Here is a 20,200-nt window from a genome sequence, read left to right as displayed (position 1 = left end):
AATTAACAAAACACATGTATAGTAGGAATATAAGTATTTATTTAGTTAATCAGGAGGGGTTTTTTTGTTTTTAACGACACAATTAGCGAAGGGTGTTTCACTTCATATACGACAAACAGCCCAATTTAAAACGGTCAATTTTTCGGTTAAATGGAGAACACAATTAACCGAAAAGGGTGCTTCTGAACGTACAGTTTTATCGAATGTCCTTCAGCATAGTAATGCGCGTTTCGCAACGTCTGCTGCATATCGTAGTTATTTAGATGATTTATTTGGGACGGTGCTCTATTTCGATACGACAAAACGTGGGGAAGAGCATACAGTATTAATGAACGCAGAAACAGTCAATGACAACTATTTAGCGCATGACAGTGTGTTAAATGAGGTTATTGGATTACTTCATGATGCGATTTTTAAGCCAAACTTTGAGCACAATGTGTTTATAAAAGCGATTGTTGAACGTGAAAAGGAAATGGTTATTCAACGGATTCAATCCATTTTCGATGATAAGTCTCGTTTTGCACAAAAGCGTATAATGGAAATATTACGTCCAAACCACCCGGCGTCTATTTCAGCGAATGGTACAATTGACGCAATCAAAGCCATTTCACCAGAGTCTTTAACGGCAGCTTATGAAGACATGTTAAATCATGATGCAATCGATATTTATGTCGTTGGTGATATCGATGTAGAGCAAATGATAGCCAAAATCAAAGAAGCATTGCCATTTATAGATCGTGAAGTAAAGAAAACCGAACGTAATCAGGAAGTTCCTGAAAATATAAAAGGATATACGAAAGAAACGCAAGAGATGAAGCAAGGGAAGCTGCATATCGGTTATCAAACGCCAGTTGTTTTTGGTGATGATGACTTCCATAAAATGCAAATCTTCAACGGCATTTTCGGTGGATATGCGCATTCTAAAATATTTATGAATGTACGTGAACGTGAAAGCTTGGCATATTACGCTTCAAGCTCCTACGCGGCACAATATGGCTTATTATTTGTTGTTTCGGGGATTGAGCCAGCAAAAGAAGCAAAAGCGCGTGAAGTGATTGCAGAGCAGTTAGTTGCGCTTCAAAATGGTGAAATTACGGATTTAGAATTAGCGCAAACAAAAGCGATGTTAATTAATCAATTAAAAGAAGCGCTTGATTCAGCGCGTGGTCAAATTGAAATTTTTGACCAGTATAAAGAGTTAAAAGATCCATTTACATTAGAGAAATGGTCAGCGCGTTGGCAGGCAGTGACGAAAGAAGATGTACAGCAAATGGCCCAACAAATGAAGCTTGAGGCAACGTATTTCTTATGCGGTAAGGAGGACTAGTACGTGAAAACGATTGAATTTAAACAACTAGATGAAACACTTTATTATAAACAATTAGCAAATGGTTTAGACGTTTATATTTTGCCTAAAAAAGGGTTTTCTAAAACATTTGTGACGTTTACAACAAAATACGGTTCGATTGATCGTACATTTGCGCCACTTGGTGAAACGGAACCAATTACAGTACCAGACGGAATTGCCCATTTTTTAGAACATAAAATGTTTGAAAAAGAAGATGGCGACGTTTTCCAAAAGTTTAGTGAAGTCGGTGCACAAGCAAATGCTTATACATCATTTACAAGAACGGCGTATCTATTTTCTGCAACCGATCACCTATATAAAAGCACCGAAACGTTATTGAATTTCGTTCAAGAACCTTATTTTACGGAAGAAACGGTTAATAAGGAAAAAGGGATTATTGGGCAAGAAATAACGATGTATGATGATACACCAGATTGGCGTCTTTATTTTGGTGCAATTGAAAATATGTATCACCAACACCCTGTGAAAATTGATATTGCAGGTACGATTGAATCGATTGACGGCATTACGGCAGAACATTTATATACTTGCTACAATACGTTTTATCATCCTTCCAATATGCTGTTATTCGTCATTGGCGCGGTTGACCCGGTGGAAATGATGACATTTATTGAAGAAGACCAAAATAAAAAACAATTCCCAGAACCAACGGAAATTACACGTTTATTTGATGAGGAACCAACAATGGTTGCCATTAAAGAGCGTGTCCTTCACATGGATGTTCAAAAGCCAAAAGTCTATGTCGGTTTAAAAGCGAAAGAAACAAGCTTAAGTGGCGAGCAAATGTTAAAGCATGAGCTAGCTGTACAAATTGGTTTAGAATGCTTATTTGGTCGTGCAGCACAGTTTTATACAGACATTTATGAAAACGGCTTAATTGATGAATCCTATGCCTATGATTTTTCACTTGAAAAAGGCTATGGCTTCGCGTTAATCGGCTCAGATACTGAAAAGCCAGAGCAGTTAGTGCAAGCGATTAAGGATAAATTAAAAGAAGCAACACAATCAAATTTATTTACGCAAGATGATGTAGAGCGTATTAAACGTAAAAAAATCGGTTCCTTCCTACGTGCATTGAACTCGATTGAATTTATTGCGAATCAATTTACACGCTATGAATTTAATGACATGAATTTATTTGATGTCGTACCTGCTTTGGAACAGCTGACAGTTGCGGATGTGACAGAAGCATTTAAAACGATTCAAGGGGAAGATCAACAAACGGTATTTACGGTTTTACCAGTGAGTGAACGCGCGGCACAATGAAAAAATTCGCATTAGTTTGTGGTGCATCGGGTGAGATTGGCCAATCCATTTGCCGAAAATTGGCAGAGGATGGCTGGTCACTCTATTTACATTACAACGCGAACAGGCAAACAGTACAAATGCTATTGGAGCAATTGGTAGTGTGCTATCCTAAACAAGAATTTTTAATCGTACAAGCGGATTTTAGTTTAGATGATGGCGCACAAACATTAGCGAGTCAAATTTTCTCCCTGCAGGCCATACTATTTGCAAATGGTCATGCATATTATGGGCTATTAGAGGATACACCTGTGAACGAAATGGCGAAGCTTTGGAAGGTACATGTTCAAAATCCGATGCAGACAACGGCATTGTTAGCGTCCAAGCTAAGAGCCAACCCGAGCAGCTATATCCTTTTAATTGGCTCCATTTGGGGGGATGCAGGCGCGGCTGGTGAAGTGGTGTATTCTGCTGTAAAAGGCGCGCAACATAGCTTTGTAAAAGCATATGCACAGGAAGCGGCCTATAATGGCATTCGTGTAAACGGTATTGCACCAGGGATTATTGATACGAAAATGAATGCTGTGCTAGATGAGCAGGAACGTACTGAAATTGTGGATCAAATTCCGTTACAAGCATTTGGGAAAACAGAGGATATTGCCAATATGGTCGCATTTCTGTTCAGTGGCAAAGCTGATTATGTAACGGGGCAAATAGTGCGTGTAAATGGTGGATGGTACATATAATGACAAACCAATCATTAAAGGTCATTTTCCAAAAAGGATGTCTCTCAGAGAAAGTGAGCGGCATCTTTTTTAGGTAGAATAATCGATACAGATGCGAATTTTGTTGAATGAAGAGAAATTTATTGAAAATAAGGCGAAAAACCGTACATTCGAACTTTTAATTGCTTAGAAAATCAGCTATCATGGAACTAATAAAGAAATTATGCGTTTAATCAATGAAGGGATCGATTTTAATGGGCGAATGGTATTTCGAATATGAAATTCAAGTAAATAGACCTGGATTATTAGGGGATATCGCTTCATTGCTTGGCATGCTTCGTGTCAATATTGTCTCGATTAATGGTGTAGATGAGGCACATCGTGGAATGCTATTATCTACGGACAACGAAGAATCCATTCAACGTTTTATTTCAATTGTATCGACAATGGAAAATATTAATGTAACAAGATTCCGTCAACCAAAATTGCGAGATCGTTTGGCAGTACGTCATGGCCATTATATTCCAAAAGACGCAGATGAAAAAAATACATTTCGCTTTGTCCGTGATGAGTTAGGTATTTTAGTTGATTTTATGGCGGAATTATTTAAAAAAGATGGACATAAGCTTATTGGAATCCGAGGAATGCCACGTGTAGGAAAGACCGAGTCCATTGTTGCGGCTAGCGTTTGTGCAAATAAGCGGTGGATATTTATTTCTTCTACAATGATAAAGCAAACGGTTCGAAATACATTGATGGGCGATGAGTTTAATGGTAATAATATTTTTATTTTAGATGGAGCAGTAACGCGTCGTGTCACAGATGAACGACATCAGCAACTTGTGAGAGAAATGATGGGTATGTCTACAATTAAAGTAATCGAACATCCCGATTTATTTGTCCAACATTCACCATATAAAATAGAGGATTTTGATTATATTATTGAATTACGTCATCATCCCGACGAAGAAATAACATATGAAATTATCGAAAAAAATAATGGATTATCTGAATCTGATAATTTTGGTGGATTTGGTAGTTTTAACTTCTAAGTAATTAGGATGTTGCTGCCTTTTTCTATAAGGTATACTAGAAAGTGAATATATTAAGAAGTAGGTGTTTTTTTTGACAGAACTAGGAGCTCGCTTGAAAGAAGCGAGATTAGCTAAAGGCTATAGCTTAGATGATTTACAAGAAATGACGAAAATTCAAAAGCGTTACTTAATCGGAATTGAAGAAGGCAATTATTCAATTATGCCAGGTTCTTTCTATGTACGAGCATTTATTAAACAATATGCTGAAGCGGTTGGACTCGATGCAGATCAACTATTTATGGATTATCGAAAAGAAGTGCCAGAAGTGCAGAAAGAGGAAGTAGCACAGTCCTTTTCACAAAGCCCAAGTCGTCGTAGAATGGCTTCAAGCACTTCAAATAAAACGATGGAAGCCATGCCAAAAATGATTGCGGGTTTATTTTTGATTGTCATTCTTGTCGTTAGTTGGACATTAATGGTCAAAAAATCAGGTGAAAATCCCGATGTCGCAGATAATAGCGATAAACCATTCGAATATGCGCAAAATAATGCAAATAAAGATCAACCAAAAGATACAGCTGACCCGACAAATGAGGAAGGTACAGAAACGGATAACGAACCGGAAGAACCAATCGTAGAAGAACCTATCGTGTCACAAGCCATTACTCCAGGTGCTGTAAATGGAGAAAATACAGTTTATGAAGTATCAGGAACGGATACGTTAAATATTCGCTTGGTAGTTTCAGGTGATACATGGTTAGGTATTCGAAATGAAGCTACTGCAGGGAAAAGAGCAGAAGAACAAATTACGGACCGAGTATACAAAGCGGGAGAAGTTGTGGAGAATGATTCTACAGCAAATGCCTATGCACGCATTCGATTAGGGAATTCAAAAGTGGTAAAAGTATTTGTAAATGATGTAGAATTAACATATGCACAAGATCGTACTACACAAAACATTATTTTGAAGCTAGTTACGGAACAACAAGGACAATAGTCATCTTTAAGATGGCTATTTTCTTTCAAACGAAAGGTGTTAGAAAATGAATATTCCAAATAAGATTACAGTCTCACGCATACTTTTAATCCCAATATTTGTGATTGTAATGATGTTTGATTTCGGCTGGGGTAATATGACGCTGTTTGGTGCAGAAATGCAAGTGAACTATTTTATCGGAGCGTTAATCTTTATTTTTGCTTCAGCAACGGATTGGGTCGATGGTTATTATGCACGTAAGTACGATTTAGTGACAAACTTAGGGAAATTTTTAGATCCATTAGCAGATAAATTACTCGTTTCAGCAGCATTTATTTTACTTGTTGAAATCGATTTAGCGCCTGCTTGGATTGTGATTATTATTATTTCTCGCGAGTTTGCGGTAACCGGTTTACGCTTAATTTTAGCGGGGCAGGGAGAAGTTGTAGCAGCCAATCAACTTGGGAAAGTTAAAACATGGGCACAAATTGTTGCAATTTCAGCGTTAATTTTACACAATACGATATTTACTTTAGTAGGTATTCCATTTGATGATATTATGTTGTATATCGCATTAATTTTCACAGTATGGTCAGGCTGGGATTATTTTTATATTAATCGTCGTGCATTGCTGGAGTCAAAGTAAAATCAATAACTTTGCAATTGATAGGATATAGTTAAAAAATCATCATTTTGGTCTTAACCGAAATGATGATTTTTGGATTATGCAGTTACAAGAATGGAAAATTGGACAGGATGGTGGAGTTTAATGAATGCAGAAGTCATTGCAGTTGGTTCAGAATTATTGCTTGGTCAAATTGCCAACACGAATGCGAAATTTATTTCGAATCAACTATCGGAATTAGGCATTAATGTTTTTTATCATACGGTAGTAGGAGACAATGCCAATCGATTAGTGGAAACGATTAAAATTGCGGAAAGTCGTGCGGATTTAATTATTTTTTCTGGAGGTCTAGGTCCGACGAAGGATGATTTAACAAAAGAAACGATTGCCAAGCATTTGAATACCGAATTAATAATGGATGAAGTAGCTATTCGTTCGATTGAAGCGTTTTTTGCAAAACATCAGCAACCAATGACCGAAAATAATCGCAAGCAGGCACTTGTCCTAAAGGGCTGTGATGTGCTTGAAAATCGTCACGGGATGGCACCTGGAATGCTGTTAGAAAACGATAATCATACGTATATTTTATTACCTGGACCGCCAAAAGAATTAGAGCCAATGTTTCAGTTCGAAGCGAAGCCTAAATTAGCAGCGAAAATGCATGATGGTGCAGTCATTATTTCACATGTCCTACGTTTTTATGGCATTGGTGAAGCAGCATTAGAAGTGCAAGTACAAGCGATTTTAGACGACCAATCGAATCCAACAGTGGCGCCACTTGCCTCTGATGGCGAGGTGACGCTGCGTATTACAGCAAAGGCTGACGATGAGTTAACTGCTTGGCAATTAATTAACGACAAAAAACAGCAAGTTCTAGCGCTTGTAGGGGACTATCACTACGGCAATGATGATGACTCACTGGCATCAAAATTAGTAGAACGATTACTGGATAATAATTTGACGATTGCAGCAGCTGAAAGTTTAACAGCAGGTCTATTCCAATCAGAGCTTGCCGAAGTTCCAGGTGTAGGTGGGACACTGATTGGTGGTGTTGTTACTTATACAGAGCAAGCGAAAATAGAGCAGTTAGGCATTTCAAAAGATTTACTCGATCAACATAGCGTTGTAAGTAGTGAATGCGCAGCAGCTATGGCGGTGCAAGTTAAGAAAAAATTTCAAACGGATATTGGTGTAGGTTTGACAGGTGCAGCTGGTCCGACTGGTCACGGTAATCAACCAGCTGGCACAGTATGGATAGCGATTTGTATCGGGGATGAACAACCACTCACTTATCAATTACACCTTTCTAGCTCACGCAATACGAATCGACTGCGCGCGGTCAAATTTACGTACAGTTTTTTGATGCGCGAATTAGTGAAAAGCGGTTATAAAAAGTGAAAATTATATCAATTACGCCTCGGCGTAATTGCGTCCAGATTTTTTTCGAGTTCGCTCGAAAAGCTCCTCTTAAAAATCTGTGACATCCGCTGGAGCTTAACTTGATTCAGCCGGGGTTTGAACCACCACTGAATAGAATGGCATATTTGGCATTCATCCCCCACTTATAGAAGTAGGGGACTTCTGCTGAATCAAGTTAAATAAATCAAGCAAATTGTCATTTTAAATGAAAAAAGAGGCTGATTTCGTCAGTTTGAAGTGAAAACCGAAAATACGTTCGCTTTTTCTTGCAATGTGATGCCATTACCGAGTATAATAGGAATATAAATTACAAATTAGGCTTTTTTCTTAAGGAGGAAATAATTTGAGCGATCGTAAAACAGCATTAGATATGGCGTTAAAACAAATTGAAAAGCAATTCGGTAAAGGTTCTGTTATGAAGTTAGGGGAAGCAACAGACCGCAAGATGGAAACATCCTCTTCAGGCTCTATTGCGCTTGATACAGCACTAGGTATAGGTGGATACCCACGTGGACGTATTGTGGAAGTTTACGGACCTGAATCTTCAGGTAAAACAACAGTAACGCTTCACGCAATTGCAGAAATTCAAGCAAATGGTGGTACGGCAGCATTTATCGATGCAGAGCATGCATTAGATCCTGTTTATGCACAAAAGCTAGGCGTTAATATTGATGAGTTATTATTATCACAGCCAGATACAGGGGAGCAGGCTCTTGAAATTGCTGAGGCGTTAGTGCGTTCAGGCGCTATTGATATTATCGTTATTGACTCAGTAGCAGCATTAGTACCAAAAGCGGAAATTGAAGGTGAAATGGGTGACTCACATATGGGTCTCCAAGCACGTTTAATGTCTCAAGCACTTCGTAAGTTATCGGGTGTTATTAATAAATCAAATACGTTAGCAATCTTTATTAACCAAGTTCGTGAAAAAATTGGGGTTATGTTCGGAAATCCTGAAACAACTACCGGTGGACGTGCGTTAAAGTTCTACTCGTCGATCCGTCTAGAAGTTCGTAGAGGCGAAGCAATTAAACAAGGTACGGATATTGTTGGAAACAAAACAAAAATTAAAGTTGTAAAAAATAAAGTAGCACCACCATTCCGCACAGCAGAAGTTGATATTATGTATGGAGAAGGGATTTCAAAAGAAGGCGAAATCGTTGATATTGGTGCAGAGTTAGATATTATTCAAAAAAGTGGCTCATGGTATTCTTATAACAACGACCGCATTGGTCAAGGTCGTGAAAACGTGAAACAATTCTTTAAGGAAAATCCAGCAATTCGCGATGAAGTAGCTGAAAAAATCCGTCAAAACTTTGGAATTGGTGAGTTAGGCTACACAATTGGTGCGCATGATAACCAAGAGAAAGAAGAAGAAGAGTTAGACTTATTGAAAGATGAAGAATAAGTAATTCGAATTTTTTTGTTCATCAATAAATAACTTAATTTACTTGAAAAATATCATTTTGACTAACGGTCGAAATGATATTTTTACATATTGGACGCTTTTCATAGCGCAAAAATTGTTTTACAACATTTGGAATGAGCCATATTGCGCAGGAACTAAGATATAAAAATCATATGCAATGCGGCTAATCTTGACATTGCTAAATTGGAATTATACAATTAACATGTATAATTTCTAAATTTTGAAATGGAATAGGCAAAATGTCTTTTATAGGACGATTTTGCCGTCTTAAACATCAGACATATGGGCTTAGGAGGAGAACGCTATGGTTAAATCAATACTCCTTGTTTTGCTAGGACTCGCTGTCGGTGGTGTTGTTATCTATGTCTACATGAAAAAAGTGAATGAATCAAAAGTGACTGGTGCCAAGCATATTGCAGAGCAAATCGTTGAAGATGCGAAACGTGAAGCAGATGCACTGAAAAAAGAAGCACTACTTGAAGCAAAGGATGAAACTCACAAATTTCGTACTGAAGCAGAAAATGACATCCGTGACCGTCGTGGCGAGCTTCAAAAACAAGAGAACCGTTTATTGCAAAGAGAAGAAAATCTTGACCGCAAAGATGATGCTCTGAACAAAAGAGAGACAAGCTTGGAGCGCAAAGATGAAGCGCTAACAAGCAAACAACAGCATATTGAACAGTTGGAAAGCAAAGTGGAAGAACTGGTTGCAAGCCAAAAAACAGAGCTTGAGCGCATTGCAGCACTTACTCGTGAAGAAGCGAAGGATATTATTCTGAAGGAAGTTGAAAAAGAACTTTCAACAGATATCGCGGTCATGACAAAAGAATCTGAAACGCGCGCGAAAGAAGACTCTGACAAAAAAGCGCGTGAAATTTTATCGCTTGCTTTACAACGTTTTGCAGCGGATCACGTTGCAGAAACAACAGTGTCGGTTGTAAACTTACCGAACGATGAGATGAAAGGTCGTATCATCGGACGTGAAGGACGTAATATTCGTACACTGGAAACGCTTACGGGTATCGATTTAATTATTGATGACACACCAGAAGCAGTTATATTATCTGGCTTCGATCCAATTCGCCGTGAAACAGCGCGCCTAGCACTTGAAAAACTAGTTCAAGATGGTCGTATTCACCCAGCACGTATCGAAGAAATGGTTGAAAAATCTCGTCGTGAAGTGGATGAACAAATCCGTGAAACGGGAGAGCAGACTACATTTGAAGTAGGCATTCACAACTTACACCCAGATTTAATGAAAATTCTTGGGCGCATGAAATACCGTACAAGTTATGGTCAAAACGTCTTAAAGCACTCGGTTGAGGTTGCGCATTTAGCAGGCTTACTTGCTGCTGAGCTAGGTGAAGATGTAACATTAGCACGTCGAGCAGGATTACTACATGACATCGGAAAAGCGATTGACCATGAAGTAGAAGGTAGTCACGTAGAAATTGGTGTGGAGCTAGCAACGAAGTATAAAGAGCATCCAGTTGTTATTAACTCGATTGCCTCTCACCACGGAGATACGGAAGCAACTTCTGTTATTGCAGTGCTTGTTGCGGCAGCCGATGCATTGTCAGCGGCCCGTCCAGGTGCCCGAAGTGAAACACTTGAAAACTACATTCGTCGTCTTGAAAAGCTGGAGGAAATTTCTGAAAGCTATGAAGGTGTTGAAAAATCATTTGCGATTCAAGCAGGTCGTGAAGTACGTATTATTGTACAACCAGAGAAAATTGATGATCTGGCTTCACATCGTTTAGCACGTGATATTCGAAAACGAATTGAAGAAGAGCTGGATTATCCAGGGCATATTAAAGTAACGGTAATCCGTGAAACACGTGCTGTCGAATACGCGAAATAATTCATTATATTTTACGTAGGAAGCATGAGGGCAACTTGCAATTATATCGAAAAATAACGAAACACCCATTTGATTTTTATTATCAAATGGGTGTTTTTTTCGTTTTTTATTTCAACATATGATAAGCAAATATCTAGAACATTACAAAGGGAAGTGGATTATTTTTGAATTTAAGAATAATATTGATTATTCCAATCTATACTAAATAATATACCCATTATGTGGTTTTTATACCATAGGATGTGTGACATCTGTAAAAAGTGGATCTATACGGTAATTAACATTTAAAGTGAAGAAAAACATTGTTAACTAAATTGGAACTAAAGGGAGTAATGCAATGGTCGATACACATAGTCATTTGTTGTGGAATGTTGACGATGGTCCGAAAAATATGGAACAAGCTTTACGCGTCGTCGAACAAGTATTAAAAGCAGGGATAACAGATATTATTTCTACGTCACATTACATGCATCCACAGTATCATGTTGATGTAGCAGCTACAGCAAAGGGTGTCCAACAATTGCAAGAGGAACTAATAAAAAATCAACTACCGCTAACGATTCATACAGGGCATGAGGTGCGGTTACATGATAAATTACTCTCCTATTATTCGATGCAGCAAATCTTTACATTAGCCAATTCAAATTACCTTCTAATTGAACTTCCATCCCGTTCCGTGCCACAGTACACAATAAAAATCATTCAACTACTACAAGAAAAAGGAATTATCCCAATCATTGCTCACCCAGAGCGTAATAAAGTATTTCAAGAAAATCCGGAAAAATTAGTTAGACTCGTACATGCAGGTGCTACAACACAGCTGACTGCCGGCAGTTTGACAGGACAATTCGGAAGGACCGTACAAAAATTTGCTTTAAATTTAGTAAAAGCAAACTTAGTGCATACGTATGGTTCAGATGTTCATAATGATACAACGCGCCCATTTTTATTTAATGAGGGGCTCTTTTATTTAGAAAAGAAAAAGGAAGGAGAGGCGGTAGATATTCTCCTTGAAAATAATTCGAGAATCCTAAAAAATGAACCGTTTTTTTACTATGAACCTGAAAAAGTAGAATCTATGAAATGGTGGAAAATTATCTGAGAAATAGATTTGGATGAATAAAACACTATAAAATCACATAAGTTTAAAGATATGTAATAGATTATACAATACCTAAAATTCTCGGAGGGTTGCGATGAAAAGAACTTATAAAATTATAGCCGTACTAATATTGGTTACTAGTGGTGTGATTGCTACTGTATTTTCTACAATTTATCACGACGTAAAAACGACAGCAAATGAAATGTATATCCCAGTAATAGCGGAGTTACCCGCATCGAGGGAAGTAGTGGTAAATGTTGATTTAGGCGACCCTTTTTCCGTGCTTATTTTAGGAGTGGATGAACGCCAAGGAGATCAAGGTCGTTCTGATACAATGATTGTTTTAACGGTGAACCCTACACTAGAAACAACAAAACTACTAAGCATTCCTCGTGATACGTATACGGAAATTATAGGGAAAAATATTCAAGACAAAATTAATCACGCATATGCCTTTGGTGGAGTGGAAATGTCGGTGAAAACCGTTGAGCATTTATTAGATATCCCGATTGATTACGTAGCAAAAATAAATATGGAAAGTTTTGTTGAACTAATTGATATTGTGGGAGATATCTCGGTTGAAAATAAATTGGATTTTGACTACGAAGGGCAACACTTTCAAAAAGGTCTATTGCAACTAGATGGTGAAAGTGCATTGAAATATGTTCGCATGCGCTATGACGATCCAGAAGGAGATTTCGGCAGACAAAATCGGCAAAAGCAAATCATTCAAGGGGTTATGCAAAATAGTTTGCATGTAAATACCATTGTAAATTATAAATCGATATTAAAAACATTGGAAAACCATGTTGAAACGAATGTAATGTTAGATGAGATGTTAGCGATGCGGAAAAATTATTCGAATAGCTTTAAAAACATCGAGCAGCATTATTTAATAGATGGTACAGGAAAAAAGATGAACGGCATTTATTATTATTTATTAAATGATACAGAACTTGAATTATTACAAGAAACATTAAAAAAACATTTAGCACTCGATTAAAGATGAAAATTCTAGTCAATCCGTAGCAAAAGATGCAACCGTACTATACGGCGTCATAAAACGCCTACCTCAACAATCATACTCGAATAACTACTACTAACTCACTCATATATCCAATTTAACTTGCTTCAGCATTCATCCCCCTACTTTTATAAGAGGGGGGATGAATGCTAAATATGCAATTCTATTCAGAGGGGGGCAAACCCCAGCTGAAATAGAGGAACTCAGGCTAAGAATGCCGCGTCGTACGGCAACGCCTGAGTGACCAACCTGGAGTAGAGCAATACAAATTAAAAACGTTAGAATTGCTTATCAATAGCGCGGTTTACACAAGCTAAAGGTATTTTATTTACCAAATATAGAAATGGTCGCTAATACAATGTGAAATGGAGGCAGATTAGATGAAAAAAAGATTCGAAGTACACACACATACAGCATATTCCCATGATAGTTTGTTAAATAAATGGTTGTATTTATTCATGTTAAAGCGGAGAGGAATCGATGTAGTAGCGATTACAGATCATAATGAAATTGATGGAGCGCTGCGTTATCGTAAATTTTTAGAGAAATATAATATATCGGTCGTTATTGGAGAAGAAATATCTACAGAAAATGGCGAGGTTATTGGACTGTTCCTTAAGGAAAGAATTGAGCCGGGCCTACCAGTTAGAGAAACGATGGTACAAATTAGGCTGCAGGGTGGTCTTGTCTATATTCCACATCCATATGATGAACAAAGATATAAAACGGTATTACCAGAAATTGAAATTAGCAAAAATATTGATTTAATAGATCTGATTGAAATTCATAATGGCAGAAATAGTGAAAGTTATTTTTCAGAAAAACAATTATTAATTGCTAAAAAATATCCGAAATTACATCGGTTAGTTGGAAGCGATGCCCATACTTTTTTTGAGCTAGGTCGAAACTATAATTTGATACCTAATTTTCGAACAGCAGAACAATTCCTGCGAAGTATCCCATCAGTTGTACATGTAAAGCAGCCATGTATTCCCCAGGCCTATAAGGTGACGAAATGGGTGACGGTTATAAAAAAATTGAGCCAGGGCCATTTTGCTGAAGTGAGAACTATGATTTTTGACAAGGTGGAGCAAGGGAAGCAAAGGATTGACTGAAGTGAGTAGTATCATGAAATTCATACGATTGAATATGCAACAGAACAAATAAATTACTCTTTGAGATTTTCAAAGGGTAATTTTTTTAATCCTATTTTTGATGATAAAGGTTATATTGATAGTCGATAGATAATGAGTAAATTAATTTATTTCTGCAACTGAATTTCAGCGCGGTTTGCGTTTTCCTTCATTTAAATGCTAAAATAAATGCTACAAGATAGAAAGTGTGGTTATATAAATGAAGGTTTTATTTATCGGCGATATCGTTGGTTCGATAGGTCGTGACGCAGTAGAGAAATACCTACCACGTCTAAAGAAAAAATATGGAGTAGATGTTGTCATTGCAAACGGCGAAAATGCTGCAGCAGGTCGTGGTATTACACGTTCGATTTATAATGATTTATTACAAATGGGTGTGGATGTTATTACGATGGGCAACCATACGTGGGACAACAAAGACATATTTGAATTTATTGATGATGCGGACTATTTAATTCGTCCAGCGAACTTTTCAAAAGACGCGCCAGGTAAGGGCATGGTACAAGTATCAAAAAATGGCGTAACGATTTCAGTCATTAATTTACACGGTCGCGTATTCCTTCCACCTCATGAAGATCCATTTGCGATGGCAGAGGATTTAGTAGCGGAAGCACGTAAAACGTCACCATTAGTATTCGTCGATTTCCACGCGGAAGCAACGAGTGAGAAAATTGCACTAGGCTGGCATTTAGATGGCCGTGCATCCGTTGTTGTTGGTACGCATACACATGTGCAAACAGCAGACAATCGCATTTACCCAGGTGGTACGGCATATATTACCGATGTTGGCATGACAGGCCCGTACGATGAAATTCTTGGTATGGGGAAAGAAAATGTATTGTATAAATTCCAAACGAATATGCCTGCGCGTTATGAAGTGCCGAAAAGCGGCCGTGAAGTATTAAGTGCATTTTTTGTCGAACTAGATGATAAAACAGGAAAAGCCGTACGTCATGAACGTGTATATATTAATGCAGACAATCCGTTTCAGCCATAAATAATGAATATAAAATTTCACTAAATTGAACACCTTTCGTTGATAGAATGGGTCTTATCCCATCATTCAACGAAAAGGTGTTTTTTTCTATTAAATACCTTTAAAAATCCTAATACAATTCTACCGAATGAAAGTGATTTTAGGATATTTAAACGAGGGTATATATTAGGCGATTAAGGAAATAAGTTGAACTTTGTCGATTACAAGATTCAATCCTTTTTTTGGGGGAAAGGTAATATATAAATTTTATCGTGAATAAGCTAATTCCTATAGACGTTTATTAATTTGATAGTTTGTAGAAACGTATTCTTTAAAACAAAGGAGGTACTCCAATGAATATTTTAGTTACTGGCGGAGCAGGATACATCGGTACACATACTTGTATAGCGTTACTCGAAGCAGGGTATTCGGTGATTGTCGCTGATAATCTTAGTAATAGTAAAAGAGAATCCTTAGAGAAAATCAAAACCATTACAAATAAAGAAGTCCTTTTTTATGAAATTGATGTAACAAATACACAAGCTGTTGAGGAGATTTTTCAACAAAATAGCATTGATGGTGTGATCCATTTTGCTGGATTGAAGTCGGTTGGAGAATCAGTTGAGAAGCCGTTCATGTATTATCAAAATAACCTTGTTTGTACACTTGTTTTGATAAATGCCTGTTTGAAATACGATGTTCGTCGATTTGTATTTAGTTCGTCAGCGACGGTATATGGGGGAAATCATGTACCATTTGTTGAGACAATGAATTTTTCTCAGACGTCAAATCCTTATGGTGAAACGAAGGCTATGTGTGAGCGAATATTGACAGATATTACGAATGCTAACCCTTCATTTACCGTTACGTTGCTACGTTATTTTAATCCAGTAGGCGCACATAATAGTGGGTTGATTGGCGAGGCACCGAATGGGATTCCGAATAATTTAATGCCTTATGTAACGCAAGTAGCAAAAGGGAAACAAGAGTATTTAAATATATTTGGAAATGATTACCCAACGATTGATGGTACCGGTGTGCGTGACTATATTCATGTGATGGATTTAGCGGAAGGGCATGTGGCCGCTTTAAATACTGTTACAGCAGGTGTCCATATTTATAATTTAGGGACAGGTCAAGGGACGAGCGTTTTACAATTAATAAAGATATTTGAAGAAGTAAATGGGGTTGTCATACGGTTTAAAATCACGGATCGTCGACAAGGCGATATTGCATCCTGCTTTGCCGATGTATCAAAGGCGCGAAAAGAACTAGATTGGATAGCCAAAAGAGATTTAGAAACTATGTGCAAAGATGCCTGGCGATTTGAGCAAAACTATAATCATCAAGTAATGTGATAACAATGGATAAGATTTGAATATAAGAAACTAACTTTATTTTAGGAAGAAGATAATTAGAGATTTTATTGGTGAAGATTACTGATTAACTCTTTTAGAAAATAGAAATTTCAGGAATATAGTTCAGTAGGATCATCATATAATCAAAATAACGCCTAATGATACTTTGTATTATTATATGGAAGGTGGCTAAACAGTGAATTACACCACTAGGTACACTTTATTTTTTATTCTAGATTCACTAATCGTATTATCAGCTATATTTATTAGTTACTTGTTATTGCATCCTACTATAAATATCTATTCCGATTCTTTAATCATCCTGAGTTCCATTACTTTATTAATTAGTCACCATATTATGGCCTACTTCTTCCAATTGTATAATCGTATTTGGAGTTTAGCATCAGTTAGGGAATTAATTACAATAGGTTATGCGGTTACGATTTCTATTTTGACTGCAAGTATGTTGCAATTTTTAATAAAAGGAGACATTTACTTACGTGTAATGGTTATTACATGGCTATTGCATATTGTATTAATTGGTGGCTCGCGCTTTTTACTAAGAGTTTTACATGATAGAACTTCATTTAAACCTCATGGCAATTTAAAACGAGTATTAATTATCGGGGCTGGAGAAGCAGGTACAATGCTACTGCGCAGTATTAAGCGGAATCCATCAGAATATCAAGTGGTAGCTATTGTTGATGATGATCGAAATAAAAAACACTTAAAAATAATGGATGTTAAAGTATGTGGGACAACGAAAGATATTTCGCGTATTGTACAAGATAAAGGAATTGAAGAAATTATTTTAGCAATTCCGTCTCTTAGTAAAAGGAATATTCAAGAAATTTATACACGTTGTTTAGCGACGAAAGCAACGATTAAAATCATGCCAAAAATTGAGGATGTCATGACTGGTAAAGTTACGGTTAATGATATTCGAGAAATAAAAATTGAAGACTTACTTGGGCGTGAAGAAATAAAACTTGATATGTGGGCACTTTCCAAAAATCTAACAAACAAAATTATCCTCGTAACAGGTGCTGGCGGCTCGATAGGATCTGAAATTTGCCGTCAAGTAGCACAATTCCAACCAATGAAAATAATCCTACTAGGTCACGGTGAAAACTCAATATATAAAATCCATATAGAATTATCAGAAAAAAAGGAATACAAAAACATGGAATTTATTCCGATTATTGCAGATGTACAGGATCGAGAGCGAATTTTTGAAGTGGTTAAACAGTTTCAACCAGATGTAATTTATCATGCCGCTGCTCACAAGCATGTACCACTAATGGAATGTAATCCACGTGAAGCAGTGAAGAATAATATCTTTGGGACAAAAAATGTAGCAGAAGCTGCACATTTATTTAGTGTCTCCAATTTTGTGATGATTTCAACCGATAAGGCAGTTAACCCCCCAAATGTAATGGGAGCAACAAAGCGAATCGCTGAAATGATTATTCAAAATTTAGCAACCTACAGCCATACGAACTTTGCGGCAGTCCGTTTTGGCAACGTACTTGGCTCACGTGGCAGTGTAATACCGAGGTTTAAATCGCAAATCGCTGAAGGAGGACCCGTTACCGTTACGCACCCAGAAATGACCCGATATTTTATGACAATACCAGAGGCCTCAAGACTTGTATTGCAAGCAGGTGCATTGGCGCACGGCGGAGAAGTATTCGTGCTCGATATGGGGGAGCCAATAAAAATTGTAGATTTAGCGAAAAACCTCATTCGTTTATCCGGTTTGACAGAAGATGAAATTGAAATTAAATTTTCTGGTATTCGTCCAGGTGAAAAAATGTATGAGGAATTGCTGAATGCAGCAGAAATTCAAGAAGAACATATCTATCCAAAAATTCACGTAGGCAAAGCGAATTGCATGTCTGAAATTCAACTAATGTCCCTTCTAGCTGAACTAGAAACGCTCGACCTTTTAGAAATAAAACAAAGAATTGTTGACGTGGCGAATGGAAGATGGACTTATGGTGAAATGCCATTTAACTTGATTCAACAGAAGTCCCCTACTTCTATAAGTGGGGTGTGAATCCGGAACTTTTGGGAAGGAAGTATGAGAAAATGGCGGATAAAATTTACCTTTCATCGCCACATATGAGTGATGAAGGCTATGAAATGCAATATATTAAGGAAGCTTTTGAAACGAACTGGATTGCACCGCTCGGAGAAAATGTGAATGGATTTGAAACCGAACTAGCAGAAATGATAGTTGTTAAATCTGCCGCAGCACTTTCTTCTGGAACCGCAGCAATTCATTTAGCTCTCAAAGCAGCTGGTGTTAATGAAGGAGATATCGTTTTTTGTTCAACATTAACATTCTCAGCAACAGCGAACCCAATCATTTATCAAAATGCCATACCAGTATTTATTGATAGTGATAATGAAACGTGGAATATGTGTCCAAAAGCATTAGAGGAAGCTTTCGGAAAATATCCGAATGTTAAGGCGGTTATTGTTGTTCATCTCTATGGTTTATCTGCAAATATGGATCCAATCGTAGATCTTTGCCAAGCGCATAATGTAGCTTTAATCGAAGATGCTGCTGAGTCTCTAGGAACTTACTATAAAGGGCAGTATACCGGAACTTTTGGTGATTATGGAATCTTCTCCTTCAATGGAAATAAGATCATCACCACATCAGGTGGGGGAGCACTCGTTTCTAATAATGAAGAGAGAATTGCAAAAGCAAGGTTTTGGGCTACGCAATCACGAGATTTAGCAAGGCATTATCAACATAGTGAATTAGGATTCAATTACCGAATGAGCAATGTAGTTGCAGGCATTGGGAGAGGACAATTGAAAGTGTTAGCTCAAAGAGTAGAGAAAAAGAAATATATTTATAATTTTTATAGAAAAGAGCTTAGTGGTCTAAAAAATATTGAGTTTATGCCAAGTAATGAATGGAATGAGCCGAATTACTGGTTAAGTACGATAACATTAAATGGGGAAATAAGACCGCTAAATGTGATGGAAGCACTGGAAATGGAAAATATTGAATCAAGACCTGTTTGGAAACCAATGCATATGCAACCGTTTTTCGAGAAATATGACTTTGTTGGAACGGGTGTGTCGGAAAAACTGTTTGAGAATGGAATTTGTTTACCTTCCGATACGAAAATGACGGATGAGGATTTGGAAAGGGTTGTGAAGACTATTAAAAAAGTTGTGTTGGTGGATATTAATGCGAGAATGTAATGAACTTATTTATAGCAGATTTGTAAAAAGACCGTTGGATTTTATATTAGCATTTTTAGCCATTTTATTACTAAGTCCAATAATTTTAGTAGTTGCTATATTAGTACGTATTAACCTTGGAAGCCCCGTAATATTCAAACAGAAAAGACCTGGAATAAATGAAAATATTTTTACTATGTATAAGTTTAGAACAATGACAGATGAACGGGATGAACATGGAGAGTTACTACCTAATAGTGTAAGGCTAACAAAATTCGGGAAACTTTTACGTTCTTCATCACTAGATGAGCTACCAGAACTTTTCAATATATTAATAGGGGATATGTCAATTATTGGACCGAGGCCTTTAGCGATAGAATATATCCCTTATTATACGGAGCAAGAAAGAATTAGGCATTCTGTAAGACCAGGATTATCAGGTTTAGCTCAAATTAATGGTAGAAATATTGTTCAGTGGGAGCAACGTTTTTTCTACGATATCGAATATGTGAATAAAATTACATTTATAAATGATATTAAAATTATTTTAAAGACAATAAAAATGGTAATAAAGAGAGCGGATATTGGGGAGCTTGGTGTAGATGCGCCTATTGACTTTGATCAATATAGAAAAGGGAAACTTGAAGCTGGAGATACTTAATTTTTTGCTTATGAAGTAGGTTGAAATGGAGGTGTAAG

17 protein-coding genes are annotated in these 20,200 nt (G+C 37.1%); all 17 read left to right on the top strand.

What is annotated here, in order from left to right; genetic code table 11:
* Window positions 1-64: 64 nt before the first annotated feature.
* The 17 genes from yfmF to ACQKIH_RS00120 all read left to right on the top strand — a co-directional run bounded on the left by yfmF (window position 65) and on the right by ACQKIH_RS00120 (window position 20,162).
* On the top strand, window positions 65-1,327 hold the full coding sequence (yfmF, locus tag ACQKIH_RS00200; RefSeq protein ID WP_427762773.1) for an EF-P 5-aminopentanol modification-associated protein YfmF: 1,263 nt from the start codon (window positions 65-67) through the stop codon (window positions 1,325-1,327).
* 3 nt (window positions 1,328-1,330) lie between these two features.
* The gene (gene yfmH / locus ACQKIH_RS00195; RefSeq protein WP_427762771.1) at window positions 1,331-2,635 is read left to right on the top strand and encodes an EF-P 5-aminopentanol modification-associated protein YfmH; all 1,305 of its coding nucleotides are present in this window, start codon (window positions 1,331-1,333) and stop codon (window positions 2,633-2,635) included.
* Window positions 2,632-3,360 (top strand): elongation factor P 5-aminopentanone reductase, encoded by a 729-nt coding sequence (ymfI, locus tag ACQKIH_RS00190; RefSeq protein WP_427762770.1) that lies wholly within the window; start codon window positions 2,632-2,634, stop codon window positions 3,358-3,360. The genes yfmH and ymfI overlap by 4 nt, the downstream gene beginning before the upstream one ends.
* A 233-nt stretch (window positions 3,361-3,593) precedes the next feature.
* The gene (locus tag ACQKIH_RS00185; protein WP_057986902.1) at window positions 3,594-4,391 is read left to right on the top strand and encodes a DUF3388 domain-containing protein; all 798 of its coding nucleotides are present in this window, start codon (window positions 3,594-3,596) and stop codon (window positions 4,389-4,391) included.
* A gap of 64 nt (window positions 4,392-4,455) precedes the next feature.
* Window positions 4,456-5,370, top strand: coding sequence for a helix-turn-helix domain-containing protein (locus ACQKIH_RS00180; RefSeq protein WP_427762768.1), 915 nt, complete (start codon window positions 4,456-4,458; stop codon window positions 5,368-5,370).
* Between the two features lie 46 nt (window positions 5,371-5,416).
* A complete protein-coding gene (gene pgsA / locus ACQKIH_RS00175) occupies window positions 5,417-5,995 on the top strand; it encodes a CDP-diacylglycerol--glycerol-3-phosphate 3-phosphatidyltransferase (protein ID WP_057986898.1) in 579 nt (192 codons plus the stop codon).
* A gap of 123 nt (window positions 5,996-6,118) precedes the next feature.
* Window positions 6,119-7,372, top strand: a complete 1,254-nt coding sequence (locus ACQKIH_RS00170) for a competence/damage-inducible protein A (protein ID WP_427763112.1) — start codon at window positions 6,119-6,121, stop codon at window positions 7,370-7,372.
* A gap of 364 nt (window positions 7,373-7,736) precedes the next feature.
* Window positions 7,737-8,801 carry a recombinase RecA gene (recA, locus tag ACQKIH_RS00165; RefSeq protein WP_427762766.1) on the top strand — a complete coding sequence of 355 codons (1,065 nt, stop codon included), beginning with the start codon at window positions 7,737-7,739 and terminating at the stop codon, window positions 8,799-8,801.
* A 325-nt stretch (window positions 8,802-9,126) separates the two neighbouring features.
* A complete protein-coding gene (gene rny, locus ACQKIH_RS00160; protein WP_427762764.1) occupies window positions 9,127-10,683 on the top strand; it encodes a ribonuclease Y in 1,557 nt (518 codons plus the stop codon).
* Between the two features lie 337 nt (window positions 10,684-11,020).
* A complete protein-coding gene (locus ACQKIH_RS00155) occupies window positions 11,021-11,785 on the top strand; it encodes a tyrosine-protein phosphatase (protein WP_427762763.1) in 765 nt (254 codons plus the stop codon).
* Between the two features lie 94 nt (window positions 11,786-11,879).
* Window positions 11,880-12,788 carry an LCP family glycopolymer transferase gene (locus ACQKIH_RS00150; RefSeq protein ID WP_427762761.1) on the top strand — a complete coding sequence of 303 codons (909 nt, stop codon included), beginning with the start codon at window positions 11,880-11,882 and terminating at the stop codon, window positions 12,786-12,788.
* A 401-nt stretch (window positions 12,789-13,189) separates the two neighbouring features.
* Window positions 13,190-13,924, top strand: a complete 735-nt coding sequence (locus ACQKIH_RS00145) for a PHP domain-containing protein (RefSeq protein WP_057986887.1) — start codon at window positions 13,190-13,192, stop codon at window positions 13,922-13,924.
* A 238-nt stretch (window positions 13,925-14,162) separates the two neighbouring features.
* Window positions 14,163-14,960: a TIGR00282 family metallophosphoesterase gene (locus ACQKIH_RS00140; protein WP_427762759.1), complete on the top strand. Its 798-nt coding sequence runs from the start codon at window positions 14,163-14,165 to the stop codon at window positions 14,958-14,960.
* A 332-nt stretch (window positions 14,961-15,292) separates the two neighbouring features.
* The gene (galE, locus tag ACQKIH_RS00135; RefSeq protein ID WP_427762757.1) at window positions 15,293-16,297 is read left to right on the top strand and encodes a UDP-glucose 4-epimerase GalE; all 1,005 of its coding nucleotides are present in this window, start codon (window positions 15,293-15,295) and stop codon (window positions 16,295-16,297) included.
* A gap of 196 nt (window positions 16,298-16,493) precedes the next feature.
* Window positions 16,494-18,356 (top strand): polysaccharide biosynthesis protein, encoded by a 1,863-nt coding sequence (locus tag ACQKIH_RS00130; protein WP_427762755.1) that lies wholly within the window; start codon window positions 16,494-16,496, stop codon window positions 18,354-18,356.
* Window positions 18,357-18,388: 32 nt separating this feature from the next.
* Window positions 18,389-19,522, top strand: coding sequence for a DegT/DnrJ/EryC1/StrS family aminotransferase (locus ACQKIH_RS00125; protein WP_427762753.1), 1,134 nt, complete (start codon window positions 18,389-18,391; stop codon window positions 19,520-19,522).
* Entirely contained in the window at window positions 19,509-20,162 is a 654-nt protein-coding gene (locus tag ACQKIH_RS00120) for a sugar transferase (protein WP_427762752.1), read from the top strand. The genes ACQKIH_RS00125 and ACQKIH_RS00120 overlap by 14 nt, the downstream gene beginning before the upstream one ends.
* Window positions 20,163-20,200: the final 38 nt, after the last annotated feature.

Origin of the sequence: Solibacillus cecembensis (assembly GCF_050272495.1) — a bacterium.
GTDB classification, from domain to species: domain Bacteria; phylum Bacillota; class Bacilli; order Bacillales_A; family Planococcaceae; genus Solibacillus; species Solibacillus cecembensis.
Note: the sequence above shows the minus strand (reverse complement) of the source record. Positions and strands in the feature narration are given on the sequence as shown.

Coding starts and splice junctions, on each gene's coding strand:
- ymfI (WP_427762770.1), top strand. CDS start 2,632: ATGAAAAAATTCGCATTAGTTTGTGGTGCATCGGGTGAGATTGGCCAA.
- ACQKIH_RS00185 (WP_057986902.1), top strand. CDS start 3,594: ATGGGCGAATGGTATTTCGAATATGAAATTCAAGTAAATAGACCTGGA.
- pgsA (WP_057986898.1), top strand. CDS start 5,417: ATGAATATTCCAAATAAGATTACAGTCTCACGCATACTTTTAATCCCA.
- ACQKIH_RS00170 (WP_427763112.1), top strand. CDS start 6,119: ATGAATGCAGAAGTCATTGCAGTTGGTTCAGAATTATTGCTTGGTCAA.
- rny (WP_427762764.1), top strand. CDS start 9,127: ATGGTTAAATCAATACTCCTTGTTTTGCTAGGACTCGCTGTCGGTGGT.
- ACQKIH_RS00155 (WP_427762763.1), top strand. CDS start 11,021: ATGGTCGATACACATAGTCATTTGTTGTGGAATGTTGACGATGGTCCG.
- ACQKIH_RS00150 (WP_427762761.1), top strand. CDS start 11,880: ATGAAAAGAACTTATAAAATTATAGCCGTACTAATATTGGTTACTAGT.
- ACQKIH_RS00145 (WP_057986887.1), top strand. CDS start 13,190: ATGAAAAAAAGATTCGAAGTACACACACATACAGCATATTCCCATGAT.
- ACQKIH_RS00140 (WP_427762759.1), top strand. CDS start 14,163: ATGAAGGTTTTATTTATCGGCGATATCGTTGGTTCGATAGGTCGTGAC.
- galE (WP_427762757.1), top strand. CDS start 15,293: ATGAATATTTTAGTTACTGGCGGAGCAGGATACATCGGTACACATACT.
- ACQKIH_RS00125 (WP_427762753.1), top strand. CDS start 18,389: ATGGCGGATAAAATTTACCTTTCATCGCCACATATGAGTGATGAAGGC.
- ACQKIH_RS00120 (WP_427762752.1), top strand. CDS start 19,509: ATGCGAGAATGTAATGAACTTATTTATAGCAGATTTGTAAAAAGACCG.